At 71.1% G+C, this 6,454-nt stretch carries 8 protein-coding genes; 4 read left to right on the forward strand and 4 right to left on the reverse strand.

Translation table 11 applies throughout. The annotated features are described in order from the left end of the window. The 4 genes from ABZ281_RS32285 to zapE form a co-directional block, all read right to left on the reverse strand. On the reverse strand, positions 1–551 hold a 551-nt coding region (locus ABZ281_RS32285), incomplete at its 3' end, for a SulP family inorganic anion transporter (RefSeq protein WP_356661264.1). Between the two features lie 8 nt (positions 552–559). Continuing rightward, entirely contained in the window at positions 560–1,141 is a 582-nt protein-coding gene (locus ABZ281_RS32290; RefSeq protein ID WP_356661266.1) for a carbonic anhydrase, read from the reverse strand. Positions 1,142–1,224: 83 nt separating this feature from the next. Further along, the gene (locus ABZ281_RS32295; protein WP_356661268.1) at positions 1,225–1,653 is read right to left on the reverse strand and encodes a hypothetical protein; all 429 of its coding nucleotides are present in this window, start codon (positions 1,651–1,653) and stop codon (positions 1,225–1,227) included. 199 nt (positions 1,654–1,852) lie between these two features. After that, positions 1,853–2,956, reverse strand: a complete 1,104-nt coding sequence (gene zapE / locus ABZ281_RS32300) for a cell division protein ZapE (protein WP_356661270.1) — start codon at positions 2,954–2,956, stop codon at positions 1,853–1,855. 37 nt (positions 2,957–2,993) lie between these two features. On the opposite strand from zapE, the gene ABZ281_RS32305 reads away from it, so the two are divergent. From ABZ281_RS32305 to msrB, 4 genes are all read left to right on the forward strand, one after another. Beyond that, positions 2,994–3,809, forward strand: a complete 816-nt coding sequence (locus ABZ281_RS32305; RefSeq protein ID WP_356661272.1) for a pyrimidine reductase family protein — start codon at positions 2,994–2,996, stop codon at positions 3,807–3,809. Between the two features lie 245 nt (positions 3,810–4,054). Continuing rightward, the gene (locus ABZ281_RS32310; RefSeq protein ID WP_031106073.1) at positions 4,055–4,528 is read left to right on the forward strand and encodes a hypothetical protein; all 474 of its coding nucleotides are present in this window, start codon (positions 4,055–4,057) and stop codon (positions 4,526–4,528) included. 84 nt (positions 4,529–4,612) lie between these two features. Continuing rightward, positions 4,613–6,004, forward strand: coding sequence for a UDP-N-acetylmuramate--L-alanine ligase (murC, locus tag ABZ281_RS32315; RefSeq protein WP_356661274.1), 1,392 nt, complete (start codon positions 4,613–4,615; stop codon positions 6,002–6,004). A gap of 14 nt (positions 6,005–6,018) precedes the next feature. Next, complete coding sequence (msrB, locus tag ABZ281_RS32320; RefSeq protein ID WP_030838861.1) at positions 6,019–6,426, forward strand: peptide-methionine (R)-S-oxide reductase MsrB; 408 nt, start codon at positions 6,019–6,021, stop codon at positions 6,424–6,426. Positions 6,427–6,454: the final 28 nt, after the last annotated feature.

Genomic DNA, 6,454 nt, shown 5'->3' on the forward strand with positions numbered 1-6,454 from the left:
CATCCGCTGCTGACGGCCGCGCCCACCCTGTCGCTGTGGCGGGCGCCGACCGACAACGACGTACTGGGCGGCATGGCGGACCGCTGGCGGGACTGCGCACCGGGTAGGCCCAGGATCTTGTCGATGCCGGAGGCGGGTGCCTTCAGTCCGGCCGTCGCATACAGCTGGCCGGCTATGAGCACCAGACCGATTCCGGCCAGCATGCCCTCGACGACCGAGACGGATATCGCGCGGAACCAGCGGCCGAGCTTCATTGCGCCCATGACGAGCTGGAGCAGACCGGCGGCCAGCACGATGACGCCGAGCGCGGGCAGTCCGTAGGTGTCGACCGCTTCGAAGACGAGCACGGTCAGGCCGGCGGCCGGCCCGGACACCTGAAGGCTGCTGCCCGGCAGGAATCCGGTGACGAGTCCGCCCACGATGCCGGTGATCAGGCCGAGTTCGGCCGGGACACCGGAGGCGACGGCCACGCCCACGCACAGCGGGAGAGCGACCAGGAACACGACGAGCGAGGCGGTGAAGTCCTGCCTGAGGTTAGGGAACTTGGTCATGGTGCCCCTCACAGCTTCTCGAAGGAGTCGGTGTCCGCGCGGTGTTCGCGCACGATGCCGGTGTGCACTTCGTAGAACCAGGCGTGCAGGCCGAGCCGTCCTTCCGTCAGCCGGCGCTCGATGCAGGGGTACGACCGCAGTCGCAGGACCTGGGTGAGGGCGTGGTTCTGCACGGCCTCGGCGACCGTCGGGTCGGTGGGGTCCGAGCAGGCGGGCTCTTCGGCGGCGCGTGCGAGCCAGTCGCGCACCGCCGGTACGGCGGCGAGGTCGTCGCCGCGTACCACCGCGCCCACGGCGCCGCAGTGCGAGTGGCCGCAGACCACGATCTCCTTGACGCCGAGGACCTCCACGGCGTACTCGATCGTGGCCGCCTCCGACGTGGGGTGCTCGAAGGAGTGCGGGGGGACGACGTTGCCCGCGGTGCGCAGCTCGAAGAGCTCGCCGGGGCGGGCGCCGGTGATCAGGGCCGGGACGACCCTGGAGTCGGAGCAGGTGATGAACAGGACGTCGGGGGACTGGCCCTCGGCGAGGTGGGCGAACTCCTCAGGGCGCTGTCCGAAGGTGCGGGCGTTGTCGATGAGGGGTTGCATGAGTGTGGTGACTCCTCCTGGCGCGCAGTGGGGGCGCGTCGGACGGGCATGACAGGGGTGGGTGGGGGGAGCTGCTCTGCCGCTCAGCAGCGGAAGACCTGCAGGGCTGCCGGGGTGTGCGACGTCGACGATCTCGACGCGCGGTGATGCCCGGCGCCGGGTCTGACCGGTTCGGGCACCGTCGGTCGGATGTCCTTCCGCAGGGGCCGGTCCGGCGCCGAGGGCGCGGAGTCGGCGGTGTGCGACCGGTCGCGGGTCCGCAGGGGACCGGTCGGGTCCCCGTGCTGTCCGGCGCGACAGGTGGCCGTCTCGTCGCGCAGAGCCTTCCCGGAGGACTTGTGTCCGGGGCGCGAGGACGTGCCCGAGGGCTTTGTTCCGGGCTGAGCTTTGGCCTCGGCTTGGCTGTGTGTATGCGCGGTTGCGAAGGATGCGGTCGGTGCGAAGAGCTGGAGGGCGAGCAGGGCGGCGGCGAGGACCGCAACCACGGTCCGTGCCGTCGTACCTCGGTACATGCGCCCCCCTCCCGGTGATTTCACGCGTCTAGCGCGGACCAACACTTGGTCAATGGCTGGTCAAGAAACACGTTAACCCTGCAAGGTCGTTTGCAGGGTTAACTTAACGTTTCAAGCTGAAGAGAGCCTGAAAACCGCAGGTGGGATGGCTTGAACAAGCTCTACCCAGCGGGCCGTTGACGCGGTATTGGAGTTGTGTTTACCGGGGGTCCACCAGCCTGCCCGCGTCGCGGGCCAGCGCGGTGAGCCGGGAGATGGCCCGGAAGTACTTCTTGCGGTAGCCGCCGTTCAGCATCTCGTCGCTGAACAACTGGTCGAAGGGCAGGCCCGAGGCCAGCACGGGCACCTCACGGTCGTAGAGCCGGTCCGCGAGAACGACCAGCCTGAGGGCCGTCGACTGATCCGGAACCGGCCGCACGCCGGTGAGGCACACGGTCTTGATTCCGTCGGTCAGAGCGCCGTACCGGCTGGGGTGGACCCGGGCCAGATGCTCCAGGAGGGGCGAGAACGCGTCGAGGGAGGCGCCCTCGGTGGCGTGCGCCGCATCGGTGACCTGTTCGTCGGAGTACGGCGGCGGCGCCTCGGGCAGACCGCGGTGGCGGTAGTCCTCGCCGTCGATGCGCAGGGCCCGGAAGTGGGCGGACAGGCCCTGGATCTCGCGCAGGAAGTCGGCCGCCGCGAACCGGCCCTCGCCGAGCTTGCCGGGCAGCGTGTTCGAGGTGGCGGCGAGCGCCACGCCCGCGTCGACCAGCTTGCCGAGCAGTGTGGAGACCAGGACGGTGTCACCCGGGTCGTCGAGCTCGAACTCGTCGATGCACAGCAGACGGTGGCCGGACAGCGTCCGGACGGTCTGCTGGAAGCCGAGGGCGCCGACCAGGTTCGTCAGCTCCACGAACGTGCCGAACGCCTTCAGCTCGGGTTCCGCCGGGGTCGCGTGCCACAAGGACGCCAGCAGGTGCGTCTTGCCGACGCCGTACCCGCCGTCGAGGTAGACACCGCGCGGGCCGGTGGGAGCCTTCTTCGGCGCCTTGCCGAAGCCGAACAGCCGCCGCCTTCCGGCTCCCGGGGCCCCGCTCGGGCCGAGGCCCGCCGCGAAACCCTCCAGGACCCGGACGGCCTCCGTCTGGCTGCGCTGGTTCGGGTCGGGGATGTACGTGCTGAAGCGGACCGAGTCGAACCGCGGCGGCGGCACCATCTCGGCGACCAGCCGATCCGCGGGGACATGCGGCTCACGGGCGCACAGGGACAGCGGGGCCGGGTCGGTTATGGGGCCGGATCCGGAAGGGGCCAGGGGAGAAGACACGGTTCACCATGCTACGGCGCGTGGAACACTGCACGGCATGCGACGTCTGTTCCCTGTGACCGATGAAACAGCAGCTCCGGCGCCGGGTGGCGGGCCCGGTGAGGGTGCCGGGCGGGAGTGGAGCCTGGCGGAGCTGGCCGCCGCGTACGCCTATCCCGAGCCGGGGCCCGGCGGGCCGGTGCCCTGGCTGCGCGCCAACATGGTGTCCACGCTGGACGGGGCCGCCCAGCACGACGGCCGTTCGCAGCCCATCTCCAGCGCCACCGACATGCGGATCTTCGGCACCCTGCGGGCGCTCGCCGACGTCGTGGTCGTCGGCGCGGAGACAGTGCGCAAGGAGGGGTACCGGCCGGCACGCGCTCGGGAGGACTTCGCGGCCATGCGCGAGGCGGCCGGGCAGCGGCCCGTACCCGCGATCGCGGTCGTCACGGCCAGTCTCGATCTGGACTTCTCGCTCCCGCTGTTCACCTCGCCCCTGGTGCCCACCCTGGTCCTCACGGGCGCCGCCGCCGCCCCGGACCGCATCGCCACCGCCGAGAAGTCGGGCGCCAGGGTGGTGACCGCCGGGGACGGCATCGGCGTCGACCCCGCCCGTGCCGTCCGGGCCCTCGCCGACCTCGGCAACACCCGGCTGCTCACCGAGGGTGGCCCGCGGCTGCTCGGGCAGATGGTCGCGGCGGGCGCGCTCGACGAGCTGTGCCTGACCGTCTCCCCGATGCTCACGGCCGGCGAGGCGCAGCGCATCGCCGGAGGGCCGGCCGTCACGGTCCCGCACCGCTTCGGGCTGGTGTCGATGCTGGAGGAGGACGGCTTCCTGTTCACGCGGTACGGACGAGTGCGGGCGGCGTACTGAAACGCCGGACCCGGGGTAAGAGGTGTCGGCGGTCGGGGAGTACAGCCGGCCGGTTCGTCCGGATACGGGGCTGAACGTCACCGTCAGTCCGCTCATCATCGGAATATGTCGTTCCGTTTGGCTTTCGGAGGGCACACTGGATCCGGCGGTACCCGTGCGAACACGGGGCAGGATGGTTTCCGCAGGCCCGGTGCGGCCCGCGGAGGAGTGGGGGCCACGGGCCCCCGGAGCAGAAGGGGCGCCTGGTGTTCACAAGCGTATTGATGATCGAGAAGGCGCTGACGTCGGCCGACGTGGAGTTCGTCACCACCTTGCACGGCGAGGAGCAGGTCTCCTTCCAGGTGCTGCTGCAGCCGCGCGGTGAGCAGGCGGACCGCCTGCTGCGGGCCATCGACGACGTGGCGCTCGGCGAGCTCGACGAGGCCGTGCGCGAGGGGGAGACGCCGGAGGGGGAGGAGGCCCTGAGCGTGGGGCAGCGGGCGCTGGAGGTGTCACTCGCCGCGTTGCGTACCTCGGGCAGTCCCGCGGAGGGACGGCTGATCGAGGACCATCCGCTGGACGCGCTGAAGTCCCTGGTGGAGGAGGCCGGGGCGGATGAGGTCATCGTGCTGACCGATCCCCACTACGTGGAGGAGTTCTTCCACCGCGACTGGGCGTCCCGGGCCCGGCACAAGGTGGGGGTGCCGGTGCTGAAGCTGTTCTCGCACAGCAAGGCGTAGGGGCCTCCGGGCCTGGCACAGCCCTGCGCCCTCCTGAAATAGGGTGGAGGCGCTCACTCTCGTCACCCGAACTTGGAGACACGCATGGCAGCCGGCCTTCCTCCCGCCATGGACCGACCGCACTTCATCGGGATCGGTGGGGCCGGCATGTCGGGGATCGCGAAGATCCTCGCGCAGCGCGGGGCCGTCGTGGCGGGCAGCGACGCCAAGGAGTCGGCCACGGCCGAGGCGCTGCGGGCGCTGGGGGCGACCGTGCACATCGGACACGCCGCGGAGCACCTCGCCGACGACGCCAGCTGTGTGGTGGTGTCGTCGGCGATCCGGCAGGACAACCCCGAGCTGGCCCGCGCGGCCGAGCTCGGCATCCCCGTCGTGCACCGGTCCGACGCGCTCGCCGCCCTGATGGACGGGCTGCGGCCGATCGCCGTCGCCGGTACGCACGGCAAGACGACCACGACGTCGATGCTGGCCGTGTCGCTGAGCGAGCTGGACCTCAAGCCCTCCTACGCCATCGGCGGCGACCTGGACGCGCCCGGCTCCAACGCGCTGCACGGCGAGGGAGAGATCTTCGTCGCCGAGGCCGACGAGTCGGACCGCAGCTTCCACAAGTACGCCCCCGAGGTCGCGATCGTCCTCAACGTCGAACTCGACCACCACGCCAACTACGCGTCGATGGACGAGATCTACGCGTCGTTCGAGACGTTCGTGGACCGGATCACCGAGGGCGGCACGCTGGTGATCGCCGCCGACCACGAGGGCGCCCGGGAGCTGACCCGCCGCGTCCGGGCGCGCGACGTGACCGTGGTGACGTACGGCGAGTCCGACGACGCCGACGTGCGCGTCCTGTCGGTCGTGCCGCAGGGCCTGAAGAGCGAGGTCACCGTGGTGCTGGAGGGGCAGGAGCTGACCTTCACGGTCTCCGTTCCCGGCCGGCACTACGCGCACAACGCGGTCGCCGCGCTGGCGGCGGGCGTGGCCCTCGGGGTCCCGGCGGCCGACCTGGCCCCGGCGATCGCCGCGTACACGGGCGTCAAGCGGCGGCTCCAGCTGAAGGGCGAGGCCGCGGGCGTACAGGTCATCGACTCCTACGCGCACCACCCCACCGAGATGACCGCCGACCTGGAGGCCATGCGCGCGGCGGGCGGCGACGCCCGGATCCTGGTCGTCTTCCAGCCGCACCTCTTCTCGCGGACCCAGGAGCTCGGCAAGGAGATGGGGCAGTCCCTCGCCCTCGCGGACGCCTCCGTCGTACTGGACATCTACCCGGCGCGCGAGGACCCGATCCCGGGCGTGACGAGCGAGCTGATCATCGAGGCGGCCCGGGCCGCGGGCGCCGACGTGACGCCGGTGCACGACAAGGCGGACGTCCCGTCGGTCGTCGCGGGAATGGCGAAGCCGGGTGATCTCGTTCTCACCATGGGAGCGGGCGACGTCACCGACCTCGGCCCGCACATCCTGGACCGTCTGTCGAACTGAGGGGCTGAAGGCTCATGCCGTACGACGTGGAGAAGCCGGACGAGCAGTGGCGCGCGGAACTGACCCCGGGCGAGTACGCGGTCCTGCGGCAGGCGGCCACCGAGCCCGCCTTCACCGGTGAGTACACCGACACCAAGACCCGGGGCGTCTACTCCTGCCGTGCCTGCGGCGCGGACCTGTTCACCTCGGACACGAAGTTCGAGTCCCACTGCGGCTGGCCGTCCTTCTTCGACCCCAAGGACACCGACGCGGTGGAGCTGATCGAGGACCGGTCGCACGGCATGGTGCGGGTCGAGGTGCGGTGTGCCCGGTGCGGTTCCCACCTCGGGCACGTCTTCGAGGGCGAGGGGTACCCGACGCCCACGGACCAGCGGTACTGCATCAACTCGATCGCGGTGCGGCTCACGCCCGACGCGAACTGAGCAGATCAGGGGGTTCCTCCGGGCGCAC

This window comes from Streptomyces sp. NPDC006265 (assembly GCF_040613555.1).
Taxonomy (GTDB): Bacteria; Actinomycetota; Actinomycetes; order Streptomycetales; family Streptomycetaceae; genus Streptomyces.